This window comes from uncultured Helicobacter sp. (assembly GCF_949282165.1).
Taxonomy (GTDB): Bacteria; Campylobacterota; Campylobacteria; order Campylobacterales; family Helicobacteraceae; genus Helicobacter_F.
Genome location: NZ_CASDOV010000026.1, coordinates 1 through 15,910 on the forward strand (window position 1 = coordinate 1; position 15,910 = coordinate 15,910).

Here is a 15,910-nt window from a genome sequence, read left to right on the forward strand (position 1 = left end):
GGGGCTTTGAGAGTGCGGGGAGAGGGGATAACACCCCTTTTCTTTTTGCGCAAACAAGTGATGACGAGAAGCTAGAAAATATCCGTGAGAGCGTGAATCTAAGAGGCTAGATTCTAATCTTTCCATAGATTCTGAATCCGTTTTAGATTCTGCTCGGCTTGCGCTATCGCGCACACTATTTTTTATATTTGGCAAAGCCTCGCTAAGGTTTTTTGAAGTGGTAGATTCTGAATCTATTGGATTAGATTCTAAATTTTGCTTTTGTGAATCTTTGGATTGTGAATCTAAGCTGCTCAAGCTAGATTCTAAGCTTTCATTAGATTCTGAATCTGCTTGAGATTCCGCGCTTGGCTTGCCCCTTAACTCAGTGTGGATTCCGTAACGCCACCATTGCAAACAAAAAATTAGTCATTGCGGTGGTGCTTGTGGAGTTTTTGGCGGGTTTGGGGGTGGGAGCTACCTAGAGGGTAGTGACTATCCCCAAACTCGCCAAATCTACACAATGATTACCCAAGGAGCCATTTTCTAAGTGCAAGCCGAGTTTCCTTTATCGCTCAAAGCGCAATGCCCACCCTTTAGCGACATTATAGATTGGCACGACGATACCAATGCTCTTTGGCAGATTAGACATAGCGCCTCCTTTAGTCACGCTTCTTTGGCTCTAGCGCGGCGATACGCACGAATGGATAATGTGCCACTTCAGCACTTGGTAGGCAGCCTATCGTGCCCTTAAGCACAGGGCAAAAGCGCAGCTCACGCTCCTGCGTGGCGCACTGCTCCCCGCCCTCCCCCTCGTATCGATACTGCATACCATACGCCCCCTCGCGCGATACTTTCAATATCGCCCTAAAGCTCTCTGGCGCACAAAGCGTCTCACACCCCCCATTGGACGCGCTCATAAGTGCCTTAAGCGTCTTTGGCAGCTCGGATTCTAGGCACACATACCCAAACGCCCCATTGCTCTCTGGCAGCTCCTCTAAAAGAGCGGGATCAAGCCCGCCACTATGCAATCCGCCTCCATCTAACCCATCTCCATCTAGCTTATCTCTACCCAATCCATTTGGTGCCACGGGGGATTTGGGCGCGCTGCAGGGCTCTAAGAGATCTTGGACAAATACTTCTATATCCCGCTCCCGTGCCACACTTCCTAAAATCTGCGCGATGAATGCACTCTGTGGGTGCAGATACAAATCCCGCCCTAGCAGCAGCGCACCGCCCTCGCGCACAAACGCCTGCGCGCGCGAGACTTCCTCATCGCATAGACTGCTTTCATTGACGATATAGCCCACATCTAGCTCTCTGACAAACTCACACAGAATCTCGCACTCTAGCCCTAGTAGCGCGCTCACGCCGTGCTCTGTGCCTATCTCGTAGCGATAGGCGCGCACGCTCTCACTGCTCTCATCGCCAAAAAATGGATGCAGCACGATACCCTCGCACACGCCAGCACGCGTCATCATCGCACACGCCAAGGGCGCAAAAAGCCCAAAACTCATCGCCCTTTTCTCCTCGTGAGATTGACTGCTAAAATGCCCAAGGGGCTTAATCGCCCTGCCACTGCACGCGCTTAAAAGCCTTGCGAACTCTACGCAGCGCACGTTTTTAGCATTTGGCTCGGGATTTATAGAATCCAAGGCAGAATTTATAGAATCTAAGCGCGTGCCTTGCTCTGTAAGATTGTGCGCCGCTGCGTGGGATTGTGCGGGATTGTGCCCCGCAAGATTGTGCGCGCTTAGATTCTGTGATTGTGGATTCTGCGTGCTCTCAAAGCCCTTACTCTGTGTGTTTGTCTGCCTCATCGCCCCTCCTTGTGCCCTAGGAAACCTGCACGCAATCCACGCGCGTGAAGGTGGAGAGAATCTCTAAAAAGTTAGGAAAAGACACATCGATACACGCGCTATCGGTTATCTGCGCGCCACACACAAGCCCCGCTATGGCAAAGCTCATCGCTATGCGATGATCGCCCTGTGAATCCACGCTCGCGCTCTTTAGCTCCCCGCCACGCACGCTAAAGCCGTCTTCAAACTCCTCGCACTCTATGCCCATCGCGCGCAATCCTGCGATGGTTGCAGAGATTCTATCGGACTCTTTGATACGCAATTCTTTGGCATTGCGCACCACACTCGTGCCCTGCGCACACGCAAAGGCGATGGCAAGTGCAGGAATCTCATCAATAAGCCACGCGATATTGTGAGCCACCTCCACCGCCCTAAGCGGCGCATAGCGCACCTCGATATCGCCTATATCCTCATATTGCGAGCTTTTGGGTGCGTAGGAAATCTGTGCGCCCATTTTTTTGAGCACCTCAAAGGCTTCTATGCGCGTGGGATTGAGCAGGACATTCTCTAGCACGATATGCGAATTGGGCACAATGCACGCCGCGAGCGCGAAATAAAACGCACTAGAGGGATCGGCTGGGATATGAATCTTAAAGGCTCTAAGCTTTTGTCCCCGCGCAAGGGGTGTGAAGCGCAAATGCGCGCCCTGCGTATCGCTCCACCTCTCAAACTCCACGCCCATACCCTCTAGCATACGCTCGGTGTGATCGCGGCTCAAAAGCGGCTCGCTAAAGCTGCTGCGCCCATTGGCATAGAGCCCAGCAAGTATCATCGCGCTTTTTACCTGCGCGGAGGCTACGCTGCTGTAGTATGTGAAAGGCTGCAGCTCCGCACCAATGATACTTAGGGGCGCTAGTGAGTTTTCACAACGCCCATAGATTCTCGCACCAATCCTTGTGAGCGGCTCGATGATACGCTTCATCGGGCGTTTGTTGAGATATTTATCGCCGCTAAGCACAAAATGCCCCCTAACCCCCGCCAAAAGCCCGGCATACAGGCGCATACCCGTGCCCGCATTGCCACAATCAAGCACATCGCTTGGCTCTGTGATACCATTTGTGGGCGGGATAAAGCGCATACGAGTGGGGGAGGGCTGCTCGACTACAAGCCCTAAGGCGCGCGCGATAGAGAGCGTATGGAGCGTGTCCTCGCCTAGGAGGTAGTTCTCCACCTCGCACGCCCCATCGCACAAAAGCGCGAATATCGCACACCGATGAGAGATCGACTTATCCGCCGCAATATTAGCGATAACGCCACAAACCCTCTGCGCGCTAGCAATCGTTGTCTTACGCATACGCGCCTCACGCTTTGAGCTTCGCGCCAAAGGCTCGCTCTAGCACGCTAAGTGCGCGCTGTGTGGAGGCGGCTAAATCCTGCTCTTGGAGCGTCCCCTCCATAGACTGCAGAGCAAGCCGCATACTAAGCGCGACTTGTGAATCTAGCCCTTGGGTAAAAATATCCATAGGATAGACATTGAGCAGGTGGGGGATTTGCGCGCTTAGTAGAGCCTCACGGATACGATAAAACGGAATGCGTGAATCTATGAGCACGGTTATATCGCGCTGGGATTTTTGGTATTTAGAAAACTCCTTGGCATAGGCTATCGTCTGGGGTGCGCCATCTAGCTCTATCTCACACACAAAGCTCTCTGGCAGCTCAAGGCTTGGATGGAGCTTGGCGATAAAGCCCACGCACCTATCCCCCTGATAGACAAAGCCGCTCTGATAGGGGTGGAGGATTTTGGTTTCATCGACAAAGCCAAATTTGGCGAGATTTTGTGCTTTGTGCGGGTGCTCTAGGATATTTTGCAAACTAAACTCGCCTATCACGCTTTTAATAAGCGCACTAAAGCTAAAAATATCCCATTTTTGCCCCTTAGGGTATGGGTAGTGCTCGCCCTCCCTCTCTCCGCAGACAAAGACATTGAGCCGCTCGCTCTGCTCGCGCTTGTGGTTATAGACTGCACCGATCTCAAAAAGCCCGATACTTTTGTAGCCCAGATTGAGATTGCGCCTAGCACTTGCTATCATATGCACAAGGAGGCTCGTGCGCAGGGTATCGAGCTCGGAGATAATTGGGTTTAGCAATGCGAGATTAGAATCTATCTGTGCTAAGCCATACTCCTCTAGCTCCTTAGATGAGGCAAAGACATAGTGGATACATTCATACAGCCCCTGTGCCAACAGCGCGCTTGCTAAATGCCTGCGGTATTTATAAAACGCATAATGCGCATTGAGCGCGAGACTCTCTCTAAAGGCTAGGGGCTTTGGCGTGATAGAATCTATGCCATAAATGCGCAAAATCTCTTCAGCCAAATCCTGCATATCCTCGATATCGTGGCGGTAGTTTGGCACTGTCACCATAAAGAAATTTTCATCACAAGTCACATCAATCTCAAAATTTAGTCGCTTTAATATCTCTGTCATCTCCTCGCGGCTTAGGGTGTTGCCAATGATATGGTTGATGGTTTGGAAAGTCGTTTTTATCTTGCGCTCTTGGGTGTGGTGGGTGATATTGTGCGTGCCCGAATACAGCAGCACATCGCAATGCTCTAGCATACCCTGACACAAAAAGTTCATACCCTGCTCTAGGTTGGGATTGCTCCCGCGCGTGCTCCTATACACGAGCGAGGGCTTGTGCTCGAGCTTGTTTTTGTGCAAAATCTCTGAAAGTATGAGCGGCGGGGCGTAGCTTGCCTCTAGGATTAAAATCTCAGACTTGACATCGCGCGTAATCTCATCGTGCATAATCCCGATGCGCGAGAAAATCTTATCCTTAGCGCATACGACTTCTGTGCCTGTTTGTTCTTTTTTGATAGAGAGTTGCGCCTGCAGAGAGTTTGCCTCCGCGCCGCGCAGTCGGCACTCATCTAGTCGATAAGCATTGAGGATAACACCCGTCATATAGGTGGTGTATTCTAAGAAATTTTGCAACGCGTTGCTTCTAAGCGTATCCATATACGCGAGGATTAACGCCATAGATAGGGGTGTATAGAGCTCCTTTATCTCCACAATCCGATAGAGCAGGTGCGAATAGAGCTTGTTTTCTGCGAGCACGCCAAGCACGCGTCCAAGCCCTATGCTTAGGATATTATCCGTATCACTGATAGTCTTTAGACGCAAGTCAAAGCACGCACTAATATCGCGCGCAATGCCCAGCACGCTAAGGCAATCCCCCCGATTTGGCGTGATGGATACCTCAATCACATAGTTATTAAAAAGCTCTAGCTCTCGCAATTCTTTGCCTAGCGCGAGTGTGCCCGCACTTTTATCTAGCACCATAATGCCTTCATTTGTCTTTGGCAGCCCTAGCTCTGTGCTTGAGCACAGCATTCCACAGCTCTCCACATCGCGCAGTTTTGCGCGCTTAATCTCTAGCCTCTCACCCTTGGCATTACACACCACTGCACCCTCTAGTGCCACAGCCACAAACTGATCTTTAGCGACATTTTGCGCGCCACACACGATTTGGAGCACGCTAGATCCCACATCGACTTCACACACGCTAAGCTTATCGGCATTTGGGTGCGCGGATTTGCCCACTACCTTGCCCACCACGACTTTGTGCGGGATCTCGATATGCGTGAGGCTCTCTACTTCTAAGCCAATGCTATTTAGCCGCGCACAAAGCTGCTCGCACGAAATCGCGCCCACATCGACAAACTTTGACAACAAATGCTTTGTGATAATCATCTAAAACTGCTCCAATACTCGTAAATCTGTCTCAAAAAAACTCCGCAAGTCATTCACCCTATGAATGAGCATTGCAAATCGCTCCACACCCAGCCCAAAGGCGTATCCGCTGACATTTTCATAGCCCACGGCTTTGAAGACATTGCTATGCACCACGCCACAGCCTAGCACCTCTAGCCACCCTGTGTGTGAGCACACCCTGCAGCCTGTGCCCTCACAAAACACGCACGATATATCCACTTCCGCACTTGGCTCGGTAAAAGGAAAAAAACTCGCTCGGAATCGCACACGCACATCGCCAAAAATATAGCGCAAAAAATCCTCTAAGATAAATTTGAGATTGGCAAAGCTAACCTTGCCCGCCTCATCGACCACAAGCCCCTCGATCTGATGGAACATCGGCGAGTGCGTGAGATCGTAATCCCTGCGAAACACGCTACCGGGGGCGATGACGCGTATAGGCAGAGAGTGCGTCTCCATCGTGCGGATTTGCACGGGGGAAGTGTGCGTGCGCAGCAATAGAGAATCTTTAAAATAAAATGTATCTTGCATATCTCTAGCTGGGTGGAATTTGGGGAGATTGAGTGCCTCGAAGTTGTGAAAATCATCCTCGATTAAAGGACCGCTTTGGATAGAAAAATTCATATTGACAAAATACTCTATGATTCTATCGAGCACCTGCGCAATGGGGTGCCCTAGGGATTTGGATTTAAGAGTGTTAAAAAGTGAAACATCAATGTATTCTTGCTCTAGCTGGGCGTTGAGCTTGGCAGTGCTTAGGGCTTGCTTTTTACTCTCATACAGAGATTCAAAGCTCTCTTTTAGCACATTGAGCTTTTGGGCTACTTGCTTTTTAGCCTCTGGCTCCAAGTCCCGCAGGGCACTAAAACACGCGGTGAGCCTGCCCTTTTTGCCCATTATATGGATACGCAGAGATTCTAGCTGCTCTATCGTATCAATCCTGCTAAGTTCTTGTTGTATTTCTCGCTCTAGTTGCTCAATCTCTGCTAACACACCCTACCCTTTCTGCTATTGCTCTTTAAAAAAGAGAGAATTCTAACACACAAAACTTTAAAACTTTTTTGCGCAAGCCCTGTGCTTTAAGCACTCTTGTATTACAATGTGTGAAACTGCGAGTATTTAAGGAACAAAATGCACAAAATAGCCATATATCCGGGGACATTTGATCCCATTACCAATGGGCATTTAGACATTATCAAGCGGTGCGTGGGGATATTTGACACCGTCATCGTGGCAGTGGCGAAAAATGAGAGCAAAAACCCGATGTTTAGCCTCGCCCAACGCCTCGAGATGATTACGCTCGCGCTAGATTCACTGCGTGGCGTGGAGGTGGAGGGGTTTGATTGTCTCCTAGCCGAGTTTGCCAGACAAAAGGGCTCAAATGTGCTCATACGCGGACTTAGGGCGGTGAGCGATTTTGAATACGAGCTGCAATTAGGCTACACCAACACTTCGCTTAATCCCAGCCTTGATACGATGTATTTTATGCCAAGCCTGCAAAATGCCTTTATCAGCTCCTCTATCGTGCGATCCATTATCCTCCATAATGGGCAAATCTCCCATCTAGTGCCTCAAGCCGTGTGCGCGTATATTAGGGACTTTCGGGGTGTGAGGAACACAAGCAAAGGCGATGAGCGATGAATGCGTATAGCTTCGCCACTGCCAAAAATGGCTTATATATCGCGCTAGAGGGCATTGACACTTCGGGTAAGAGCACGCAGATTGAGGCATTGCGCGCGCACTACCCACACGCGCTCATCACCAAAGAGCCCGGTGGGAGCAAGATAGGGCGAGATATCCGCGAGATCATCCTCCACACGCCCAATCTCGATAGATTCTGTGAGTTTTTTTTGTTTTTAGCCGATCGTGCGCAGCATTACTGCGAGGTGCTAAAGCCGAGCCTAGAGGCACGCAAGCTCGTGATTTGCGATCGTAGTCTTATCTCTGGGATAGCCTATGCCAAAGATATCCCCCAAGCCATAGCGTATAACCACGCAAGCACAAGGGGGCTAAAGCCCCATCTGTGCGTCCTGCTCCTGCTTGATGAGGCGCATTTAAGGGAGCGACTAGGGCGTAAGGCACACGATGCAATCGAGGAGCGGGGCATTGCGTATATGCTAGAGATTCAGGAGAGGCTGCGGCGCTCTTGCGAGCTTTTGGAGGTGCGCACGCTCGAGATAGACGCCACCCTGCCCCAAAGCCATATCACACAAGCAATTGTGCGCGAGATAGATTCTCTTTAAGCCCAATGCGCTGCCTTGTGTGTGAGAATCTAAGCCTAAGGCTTATTTGTGAGCACTGCTTAGATTCACTCCCGCTGCGCCCCACTGTGCGCGTGCTAGAGTGCGGACTTAGCGTGCATAGCTTTTTTGGGCTTAGCGACATCGCCCCGCTTTTGTATAGCAAATACCACATTTTTGGATCGCGTATCTTAGCGCGATTGGCGGGGCATTGCGCGCGGTATTTTTTTGCCAAGGTTTCTATCCCGCCGCGCACCACCGCCATTGGCTTAGACGACTTCCCGCGCAAATACTACGCCCACACCGCCATCATCGCGCGCGCGTTTTGTCAGGCTTCTAGCGGCGCGCTGCGCCCTAGCTATGGCGCGCTTATCGCTAGCAATCCCATAAGCTATGCGGGCAAGAGCCTTGAGTTTCGCCAAAACAATCCGCGCAACTTCGTGTATAAGCCAAGGGCGCGCAAGAGCAATACAATGCGGGGCACGGAAGTCATTCTTTTTGATGATATTATCACTTCTGGCTTGACGCTCACCCAAGCCTATGAGTGCCTCTGCTCACACGGAGTGCGCGTGCTTTTTGCCATCACTTTGGCGGATGCGAAGTTTTAGGGATAGATGGGTTTTGGTGGCTTTAAAAACTCGGCTTGCACTTAGAAAATGGCTCCTTGGGTAATCATTGCGTAGATTTGGCGGGTTTGGGGATAGTCACTACCCTCTAGGTAGCTCCCACCCCCAAACCCGCCAAAAACTCCACAAGCCCCACCGCAATGACTAATTTTGCTGCTTGCAGTAGTAACCCCACGCAATCCACACCAAGCCAAGAGGGCAAGCCAAGCGCGGAGATTCAAGAAAATACAGAATCTCGCGTAGGCTTAGAATCTAACTTTAGCAGCTTAGATTCAGATTCACAATCCAAAGATTCACAAAAACAAAATCTAGAATCTAGCTTTTCAGAATCTAAGAATCTTACAGAATCCACAACGCCAAAAAATCTTAACAAGGCTTTGCCAAATATCAATAATAGTGCGTGCGCAAGCGCAAGCCGAGCAGAATCTAAGAACTTAGATTCTGCCATTTTTGCGGGGCAAAAATCAAATCAAATATCCCGTGCGGAGCACCTGCAAAAAGCGTCGTCGGGGTGGGGGGAGGCTAAAGAGTTCTTACCCGCCCACCCAAAGAGGGAGCGACTTCGCGCGCTTAGGCTGCCACTTAGCCATACCTGCACATTCAAGCCCCTCCCCCTTCTCGCATAAAACACAAGATTCTAAAAAATTAGAAAATATTCGTGAGAATGCGAGTCTAAGAAACTTAGAATCTACAGAATCTAGCGCAGATTCAGAATCTAAAACACACACAGAATCTGGCACGGATTTAAAGACGATTACAGAATCTAACGCGGAGATTCTAAAAGACACACAACTTACAGAATCCAAAGAGATTCTAAAAAATGAAAAAACACAGAATCTAGGAGGCGCAGAGTCTAAGACATTTACAGAATCTAGCCATATAGATTCTGAAGCAAGCGCAGAATCTAAAGAAGATTCAAGGACGATTACAGAATCTACAAGAGCAAATGTAGAGAGCACAACATTCAAAGCAGATTCGCAATCTAAGACACGCGGAGAATCTAGCCGCATAGATTCCAAAACAATTACAGAATCTAAAGAGATTCTAAAAAATGGGCAAGGACAGAATCTAAGTAATATGGAACTTGGGGAAACTAAAGCAGATTCACAATCTAAGGCATTTACAGAATCCACCCCCACAGATTCACAAACACAAAGCCAAGATTCAAACAATACAGAATCTAAAGCGCACATAGAAGCTAAAGCACGTGCGCATTCCACCACCTCGCATAATGCAACCCACACAAGCGCGCCAAATCCACTTGCAGGGGGGGCAATTACCCACGCTACAAACCTTACACACGCTAAAAATCCACACTCCCAACGCCTATGGCATCACGGCGTGCTATGCCCATAGCGAGTTTGTAGCACGCCCACACGCCAAAAACTCGCACAACTCTTATAATCCCCAAAACTCCCCAAGCTCCCCAAACCTCCACAATTCCCATAGCTCTCACAACCTCCAAAATCCCCATAGCCCCCATACTTCCGCGCTCACGCCGCCGCATATCGATTACATTATGTTTTTGGATTCTGATGATTATTGGGTGGAGGACTGCCTGCTAGAGTGCGTGCGGGCGAGCGATGGGGCTGATGTGGTGTGGTTTGAGTATCAGGCGGTTTTTGATGCAGAGGTGTCGCCTAGAGCCTTTAGGACGCATTTGCAGGCGTTTGGCTATGAGAGAGCGGAGGTGATTAGCAATCTGGATTGGGCGAGGCGCGCCATAGATCGTGGGATAGACTTTTGCTCCACTTCCGCGTGGCAGGTGTGTATAGATTTTGGGTTTTTTAGGGCGCGAAACCTTAGCTTCCTAAATGGCGTCAAAAGCGAGGATACGCTCTTTAGCCTCTATCTCTTTAGTCTTGCTAGGCGCATTGTGATATTGCCAAAGGTTTTGTATTGCTACTACATACGAGGCGGGAGTATCAATGACTTTAGCAAGACGCACACAATCGCCACCCTGCCGCCATACCTGCGCGCGATGTGCCCCTGCTATGACGATGTCAAGGAGCTGCAGGAGTATTACCAACTCGCGAGTTATTTTCTTATGTTTGAGCGTTTTCTTTTGTTTTTAGAGGATTTGCGAGAGAGGGAGGGCGAGCTTAGCGCACTGCTCTATAGGGCGTTTGTGCCGCTACTAGTGCGTATGAGCCTCGGGCTCATAGACTTCCCCAAAGATCCGCTGCGCCTTATCCCAAGACTGCCGATACTAAAGCCCCATATCCCCAAAGGTATGCGCGCAAATCCCATTCGCTATTGCGTAGTGTATGCGCCCTCGCTCTTTAGGCTTTGTAAGCCCTTACTCCCGCTCTATGTGAGGCTAAAAAACTTTGAGAAGTCTATCCGCCACGTCCGCAAAAAGCGCGCAAAATCCTAGGCAATGGGGTGGGGGAGGGCTTTGGATTGTAGCTTTTTTGTGGGTTAGGGACTTGGCTTTGGGGGTTGGGTGAAGCCTAGCCCGATAGATTCTAAGGCAAGCACAGAATCTAAAGGGATTCTAAAAAGTGGGCAAAGACAGAAGCTAGGTGGTATAGAATCTCTCACACAGATCCACAAACACGCATTTTGATTAAGACAATGTAGTCTCTCAAACGCACAGAATCCCAATCGGTTTTAGAGATAACTAAGAATCCACGACTTCAAAAAACTTGTGCGAGGCTTTGCCCGATTCAAATAATAGTGCGTGCGCAAGCGCAAGGCCTAAGCAGAATCTATGGCAATAGATTCTGCCATTAATGCGGAGCACTTTTAGAAAGCATACAGAATCTAAAGCGGATTCAGATTCTAGATTCAGAGTTTTGGTTTTAGATTCAAGCTTAGACTTAGAATCCAAAATAGATTCACAATCTCATCAAAACTTAGAATCTAGCCTTTTAGATTCACTTTCTCACGGATATTGTTTAGATTCACAGAATCACTTGTTTGCGCAAAAAGAAAAGGGGTGTTATCCCCTCTCCCCGCACTCTCAAAGCCCCGAAAAAGTCTCCACTTTTTGCGCAGCCACAAAGTATATGTCGGTTGGTGCTATCGCACCTCCATATTGATTGGATTTTTGCTGCGCAAAAATGGCAGAATCTATTGCCATAGATTCTGCTTAGGCCTCGTGCTACCGCACACATTATTATTGATATTTGGCAAAGCCTCATTAAGATTTTTTGAAGTTGTGGATTCTGTAAGCTGTTTAGAATCTATTGAGTTAGACTCTAAATCTGCACTAGATTTTATAAATTACTTAGAATCTGAAAGACTAGATTTTAAGTTTTGTTTTTGTGAATCTTTGGATTCTATAGAGCTAGATTCTGTATTTGAATCTAAAGTATCAAAATGAGAATCTAATCTTTCCTTAGATTCTAAATCTGCACGAGATTCTGTTAGGCTAGATTCTAAGCCTTTCTTAGATTCTGTATTTTCTTGAATCTCCGCGTTTGGATTGCCTCCGACTCGGTGTGGATTCTGTGGGATTGCTATTGCAAGCAAAAAATTAGTCGTTGCGGTGTGGCTGTGTAAGTTTTGAAAAATTTGGGGAAGGTTAGCGGACTTAGTGTCCGTGCCTTTCACAAATTTTTCAACCTTATCGCATTGCATACCCAAAGAGCCATTTTCCTGTGTGCCCTGCTACAACACACCTACACCACCTCACTAAACCTATACCCCCACTCTAGCAAACTCCTCAGCACCGCTTCCTTATGCTCCTTGCCCTTTATCTCAAGCGCCATCGTGATGAGCACATCGCCATACTCTAGGCTTGTGGGCGTGCGATCGTAGTTTATCTGCACGATATTTGCGCCCACTTTTGTAAGGATATTAGTGAGGTTTTGCAGGCTCCCGGGCTTGTCGATGAGCACGACTTCTAGCTTCATCTTCCTATCGGATTTAAAGAGCCCCCGCTCGATAATCATATTGAGCATTGTCACATCGATATTCCCCCCGCTTAGTATCGCACCCACTTTGAGCGCGGGGTTTAAGTTTAGCTTATGGTGCAATAGCGCGGCGACACTCACGGCACCCGCGCCCTCCACCACGAGCTTTTGGGATTCTAAGAGGAATAAAATCGCGCTGGCTATCTCCTCTTCATCCACTTCCACCATATCATCTACGCCTGCTAATATGCGCTCAAACACCCCTTCATTCACATCACGCACGGCGATCCCATCGGCTATGGTGCGCACGGATTGGGAGTTTAGGATCTCGCGCGCTTTAAAGCTTCTCATCAGCGCGTCCGCCCCCTTGGCATTCACGCCTATGATTTTTGTCTTGGGGCTTAGTGCCTTATACGCGCTGGCTATCCCGCTGATAAGCCCCCCGCCGCCCGCTGGCACGACTACGACATCAAGCTCCTGCTCCTCCATCATCTCTAGCGCGATGCTTCCTTGTCCTGCCATCACTTCCGTATCGGCGAAGGGGTGGATAAAGGTGAGATTGCGCTCTTTGGCGAGTTTGAGCGCGTGGGCGTAGGATTCATCATAGTTATTGCCCACGAGCACGACTTCCGCGCCCATCGCCTTAGTGCCGCTGACTTTGAGCAATGGCGTATTCTCTGGCATCACAATCACCGCCTTAGTCTTAAAGCACTGCGCGCTATAGGCCACGCCCTGTGCGTGATTGCCCGCACTCGCGCATATCACGCCTTGGGCGAGGAGGTTGCTACCCTCCCGCTCATCGCGCTCTTTGAGCGTGGCGAGCTTGTTATACGCACCGCGGATTTTAAACGCCCCGGTAAGCTGGAGATTTTCTTTTTTTAAAAACACCTGCGCGTTGGCTGCCTTGCTAATACGCGGCGCAAAGGCAAGCGGGTGGTGGGCTATCACGCCCTGCAGGCGCGCCCTAGCCTCTTGTATGTGGGAAATGTCGATGAGATTCATAAATTGCCTTTAGATTCTAAAATCGCGAGGGATTTATTGTAACGCTTTTAGCTTGGCAAAATCTTAAAACCTTAAGCTATCTAAGTGGCTTTTTGTCCTATAATCCGCGTTTATTTTTTTGCGTTGGAGGGCTCTATGGCGTGGAAGTTTGCGCAACCTTCTCTCTCGTCTAAGGTGATTGTGATCCTTGCGCTAAGCTCGTTTTGTATGGGGGTTACGGAATTTGTCATCGCGGGCGTGCTGCTTGATGTGCAGGAGTTTTTTGGGATTGACGCGCACAAGGCGGGGTATCTCACGACGGCATACGCACTGGGCGTGGTGGTGGGCGCGCCGCTTGTTACCATTCCTCTAAGCGCGTTTCATCGTAAGATTCAGCTTTTGCTAAATCTAGGCGTGTTTGGCGCGGCGAACTTCGTGCTGTATGTGAGCGATGATTTTACCCTTAGCGTGCTAGCGCGCTTTGTCGCGGGGACGCAGCACGGGGTGTTTTTTGTCATCGCCACGCTTACTGCCCTGCAAGTCTCGCCCAAAGGCAGGGAATCCCACAACCTCGCGCTTATGGTTTCAGGGCTCACTATCGCGCTTGTGAGCGGCGTGCCGCTAGGGACATTTATCGGCGAGGCGTATGGGTTTAAGGCGATTTTTTTGCTCATTTTTGTTTTCACAAGCATTGCCTTTTGTAGTGCGCTCATTTTTATGCCAAATACGCTCAAAAGTCAGCAGATTCGCTTTATCTATGTGGTGGAAGCCCTCAGGGTCCCGCCATTGCTCAAAGCCTATCTTATCACGATATGCACTTGTGGCGGGGCGTTTGTGCTCTATACCTACCTCGGGGAGCTGCTCATCAAGGCTATGGGCTTTTCAGCACAGGCTATGGGCTTTATCCTCCTAGCTTATGGCGGGTGCGCGATACTTGGCAATCTCTTTGGCGGGAGGCTTGCGGATTCTTGTGGGAGTGCGCGCGCGCTCAAACTCGTCATATCCGCGCAGATTCTCATCTACGCGCTTGTGAGCGTGAGTTATCATTGGGATTGGCTTGTGGTGGTAAATCTCTGCTGTATGGGCTTTGTGGCGTTTGCGGGGATACCTGCGCTTAAAATGAATGCGATGAATGTCGCCAAAAAACACACGCCAAGCTTTATGGATAGCTCCATTAGTGTGAATGAAGCGGCGTTTAATGTCGGCATCGCGCTAGCTAATCAAATCGGCGGGCTCGTGGTAGTCGCGCCCCTGCTTGGGATTAGCTACAATCCCCTTTTTGCCGCACTCTTTGCCACTCCTGCACTGCTCGCACTCCTGCTCACGCGCCCCAATGCCTAGGGGGCTTGCAGCGCGGCAGTCAGAGAATCTAAGGCTATCGTTTATAGAATCTGTGCCAACGCCAAAGCGCATCCCTGACGCGGCTAAAATACACAATCTTGTTAAAAGACAAAGCCCAAACGCGTAAGCGCAGCGGCGCAGCGACTGCCTAAGCCTCTGTGTCAAATTTGTGAAACAAACTCGTATCAAACGCGCCATATTTCTTGTGTATAAAAAGCGCGTTGGCAAAATAATTCTTATCTCTCACGCCCACAAACGCAAACTCCCGCTCCTCCAAAAACGCCCTGATATCCCCAAAGAGTGGCTGCCCCTCATAGATTTCTACAAACTCCACTAGGGACAAATCGCTTTATCCTATGGAGATTCTCGCACGCAAACAAATCCCTAAAGGCTAGGCGCATTTTTTTGGTCGGCAGCAGGTGCGAGAGGCGATTAATTGTTTTTACCTTGAGGCGTATTTGGAGGCGTTTGGTGAGCTGTAGGACTTTGTGCAGGTTTTTATCGTGTCGGAGGTAGATATAGGTGTGCAGGGGGGAGTGCAAAAAGTAGGGAGAGATATTCTCGCCCACGATGATGGTTGCGCTTTTTTTAAGGGCAGCAGCGAGGGTAGCCGTGCCGGTAACGAGGCAATATATCGCCCTAGCCGAATACAAAAGATCGCAAAAATCCTCTAGCGATTTTGTCTCTATCACCTCCACATCCGCGCGATAGTCAAAGAGGCATTTATCGCCCCGCTTGGCGAGCACGGCGTCAAGCTGGATATTATTAGCATCAAAAAAGTGCATAATATCTGGGGTTTGTATCTTGCCCGCGTTGCTTATCCAATTTGGATCAAAAATCACCTTGTGGTATTCCTCTCTAAATTTTGGCGTGTAGTAGAGCTCTGGCTCGTGCAGCCGCCTGCCATCATCAAGCCCGAGCTCTAGCATATGGCTATCAAGCAGGTTGCAAGTGTAAGAGAAGCACTCAAGGTGTGAAAAAGGATTTGTGGATTTGGAAGGTTGTGGGGATTGTGTAATCGTCTTTGAATCTGTTGGGCTAGATTCTGTAAATGCCCTACTAGATTGTGAATCTGCTTTAGATTCTGCGCTTGCTTCAGAATCTATATGGCTAGATTCTGTGATTGTTTTAGAATCTAGCGGGCTAGATTCTGTAAGTTGTGCGTCTTTTAGAATCTCCGCACTAGATTCTGTAAATGTTTTAGATTCTGAATCCGCGCTAGATTCTGTAGATTCTAAGTTTCTTAGAGTCGTGTTCTCACGAATACTTCCTAGATTCTCAAAATCGTTTTGTTTTTTCGCAAAAAGGGGT

Annotated in this window: 17 protein-coding genes; 8 read left to right on the forward strand and 9 right to left on the reverse strand. The window is 49.2% G+C overall.

Annotation, left to right across the window (positions count from 1 at the left end):
• The 5 genes from ACH2BK_RS09380 to pheS all read right to left on the reverse strand — a co-directional run.
• A partial coding sequence (locus ACH2BK_RS09380; protein ID WP_395003606.1) for a hypothetical protein occupies nt 1-396 on the reverse strand: 396 nt, incomplete at its 3' end.
• Between the two features lie 245 nt (nt 397-641).
• Nucleotides 642-1,799 carry a hypothetical protein gene (locus tag ACH2BK_RS09385; RefSeq protein WP_395003608.1) on the reverse strand — a complete coding sequence of 386 codons (1,158 nt, stop codon included), beginning with the start codon at nt 1,797-1,799 and terminating at the stop codon, nt 642-644.
• 16 nt (nt 1,800-1,815) lie between these two features.
• Nucleotides 1,816-3,132 carry a 3-phosphoshikimate 1-carboxyvinyltransferase gene (aroA, locus tag ACH2BK_RS09390; protein ID WP_395003610.1) on the reverse strand — a complete coding sequence of 439 codons (1,317 nt, stop codon included), beginning with the start codon at nt 3,130-3,132 and terminating at the stop codon, nt 1,816-1,818.
• A 7-nt stretch (nt 3,133-3,139) separates the two neighbouring features.
• Nucleotides 3,140-5,530, reverse strand: coding sequence for a phenylalanine--tRNA ligase subunit beta (gene pheT / locus ACH2BK_RS09395; RefSeq protein ID WP_395003612.1), 2,391 nt, complete (start codon nt 5,528-5,530; stop codon nt 3,140-3,142).
• Nucleotides 5,531-6,544: a phenylalanine--tRNA ligase subunit alpha gene (pheS, locus tag ACH2BK_RS09400; protein ID WP_394998105.1), complete on the reverse strand. Its 1,014-nt coding sequence runs from the start codon at nt 6,542-6,544 to the stop codon at nt 5,531-5,533.
• A gap of 138 nt (nt 6,545-6,682) precedes the next feature.
• On the opposite strand from pheS, the gene coaD reads away from it, so the two are divergent.
• The 7 genes from coaD (at nt 6,683) to ACH2BK_RS09435 (ending at nt 11,461) form a co-directional block, all read left to right on the forward strand.
• On the forward strand, nt 6,683-7,192 hold the full coding sequence (gene coaD, locus ACH2BK_RS09405; RefSeq protein ID WP_394998106.1) for a pantetheine-phosphate adenylyltransferase: 510 nt from the start codon (nt 6,683-6,685) through the stop codon (nt 7,190-7,192).
• Nucleotides 7,189-7,794, forward strand: coding sequence for a dTMP kinase (gene tmk / locus ACH2BK_RS09410; RefSeq protein ID WP_394998108.1), 606 nt, complete (start codon nt 7,189-7,191; stop codon nt 7,792-7,794). Before coaD ends, tmk begins: the two co-directional genes overlap by 4 nt.
• A gap of 5 nt (nt 7,795-7,799) precedes the next feature.
• Nucleotides 7,800-8,399, forward strand: coding sequence for a ComF family protein (locus ACH2BK_RS09415; RefSeq protein ID WP_394998109.1), 600 nt, complete (start codon nt 7,800-7,802; stop codon nt 8,397-8,399).
• Between the two features lie 158 nt (nt 8,400-8,557).
• Entirely contained in the window at nt 8,558-9,043 is a 486-nt protein-coding gene (locus ACH2BK_RS09420; protein ID WP_395003614.1) for a hypothetical protein, read from the forward strand.
• Nucleotides 9,044-9,648: 605 nt separating this feature from the next.
• A complete protein-coding gene (locus ACH2BK_RS09425; RefSeq protein WP_395003616.1) occupies nt 9,649-10,794 on the forward strand; it encodes a glycosyltransferase family A protein in 1,146 nt (381 codons plus the stop codon).
• Nucleotides 10,795-10,863: 69 nt separating this feature from the next.
• A complete protein-coding gene (locus ACH2BK_RS09430) occupies nt 10,864-10,986 on the forward strand; it encodes a hypothetical protein (protein ID WP_395003618.1) in 123 nt (40 codons plus the stop codon).
• A gap of 166 nt (nt 10,987-11,152) precedes the next feature.
• Nucleotides 11,153-11,461, forward strand: coding sequence for a hypothetical protein (locus ACH2BK_RS09435; protein WP_395003620.1), 309 nt, complete (start codon nt 11,153-11,155; stop codon nt 11,459-11,461).
• Between the two features lie 184 nt (nt 11,462-11,645).
• On the opposite strand, the gene ACH2BK_RS09440 is transcribed toward ACH2BK_RS09435, so the two are convergent.
• The gene (locus ACH2BK_RS09440; protein WP_395003622.1) at nt 11,646-11,894 is read right to left on the reverse strand and encodes a hypothetical protein; all 249 of its coding nucleotides are present in this window, start codon (nt 11,892-11,894) and stop codon (nt 11,646-11,648) included.
• A gap of 149 nt (nt 11,895-12,043) precedes the next feature.
• Entirely contained in the window at nt 12,044-13,279 is a 1,236-nt protein-coding gene (gene ilvA / locus ACH2BK_RS09445) for a threonine ammonia-lyase (RefSeq protein WP_395003624.1), read from the reverse strand.
• A 135-nt stretch (nt 13,280-13,414) separates the two neighbouring features.
• Here ilvA and ACH2BK_RS09450 point away from each other — a divergent pair, with 135 nt between their 5' ends.
• Nucleotides 13,415-14,599 (forward strand): MFS transporter, encoded by a 1,185-nt coding sequence (locus tag ACH2BK_RS09450; protein ID WP_395003626.1) that lies wholly within the window; start codon nt 13,415-13,417, stop codon nt 14,597-14,599.
• 148 nt (nt 14,600-14,747) lie between these two features.
• Here the strand turns inward: ACH2BK_RS09450 and ACH2BK_RS09455 are convergent, their stop codons facing one another.
• Both ACH2BK_RS09455 and ACH2BK_RS09460 read right to left on the reverse strand, forming a co-directional pair.
• On the reverse strand, nt 14,748-14,933 hold the full coding sequence (locus tag ACH2BK_RS09455; RefSeq protein ID WP_395003628.1) for a hypothetical protein: 186 nt from the start codon (nt 14,931-14,933) through the stop codon (nt 14,748-14,750).
• The coding region (locus ACH2BK_RS09460) for a hypothetical protein (RefSeq protein WP_395003630.1) at nt 14,911-15,910 on the reverse strand (1,000 nt) is incomplete at its 5' end. The genes ACH2BK_RS09460 and ACH2BK_RS09455, both read right to left, overlap by 23 nt.